This window comes from Methanoregula sp. (genome assembly GCF_002835825.1).
Lineage (GTDB): Archaea > Halobacteriota > Methanomicrobia > Methanomicrobiales > Methanospirillaceae > Methanoregula.
The window spans coordinates 1-1,141 of sequence record NZ_PIZH01000671.1; the positions used below are offsets into that span (position 1 = coordinate 1).

The 1,141-nt window shown below is 57.8% G+C and carries 1 protein-coding gene; it reads right to left on the bottom strand.

What is annotated here, in order from left to right; genetic code table 11:
* Nucleotides 1-48: 48 nt before the first annotated feature.
* Nucleotides 49-963 carry a hypothetical protein gene (locus CW742_RS14315; protein WP_292421540.1) on the bottom strand — a complete coding sequence of 305 codons (915 nt, stop codon included), beginning with the start codon at nucleotides 961-963 and terminating at the stop codon, nucleotides 49-51.
* Between the last annotated feature and the right edge of the window lie 178 nt (nucleotides 964-1,141).

Here is a 1,141-nt window from a genome sequence, read left to right on the forward strand (position 1 = left end):
CCCGGTATTTCCTCAACGGTATAACGACGGAAAATGGCAGCATTGAGGTCAGGGTTCCGGAATGCCGGGGTCAAGTATTGCCCTGCCCGCCATCCTCGCCCGGAGCCGCAGCCCGTTCACGATAAGCGTTATCCCCCCAAGAACCGCGAGCGTTCCGATGGCCAGGCCAAGGAAGAGTTCCCCGGATCCGGGAACCCAGACGATGAGGACTGCGAGGACGAGCGAGAGAACGCCAAGGATGAGCCGGGTTGCCAGGTCTTCCCGGTCTGCGTTCTCCTTCTTCAGGGCGCCAGCCAGGAGGAATGCGGCACTCCCGAAATTCCAGACGACGATGATGAGGAACACGATCAGGATCCAGAACCGGAGGTCAAAGAACCAGGAAATGATGCCAATTGCAAGGATGATGAGACCGGGGAAAATTCCGGACGGGAACCGGCTCGTATCCGGGTTTTCGAGATATTCCTTCCCCACGATGGCAATTCCCACCCCGATGAGAAGTACCGGGATGGCAACACTTACCAATCCGAAAAAGAGGTCAAGCCCGTCCGAGAGGATCAGGATGCCTGCAAGGATCATGGGAAGGCCGATGATGACCTGCCATTGCCAGGACTGTTTTTGCTCTTTGAGAACCGCTTCGGTGCTCTCCGGGGGGCCGGCCCGCACGAAGTGAATCAGGGTCCCGACCGTTGCTGCGATCATCAGGAGAAGCGGGGCATCGTCAACGAGGTGACGGACCGGGTGGGTTTCGGGATCGTACCGGTCGAGATGCACTTTGTATTCGGTCCGCGTTTCGTGCAGGTGATAGTTTCCTTTCCGGTAGCTGGCGAGGACTCCCGGCGTGGGCAGGTTCAGGGGTGATTTCTTCCATGCCGCGCTGAGTGGTTCCGTTACCGACTCTTTGGGAATTACGACTTCCCATACGCCCTGATGCAGGGGCTCGAGAAACTCATCCAGTGCGTGCAAGCGATGTATCTCCTCTGGTGTGCCGGATCGGCCCGGGGATCGGTACTAACAGATCTGTCCAGCGGGTTATAGACCCTCGGAATGTTCCGGGGCTCCCGGGTTTCCTGTCAGCAGGGTTCCTGATTCAGCCATTCGCGGGAATACGGGTATTCCTTTTTTATCATGAGGAATCAGGAAC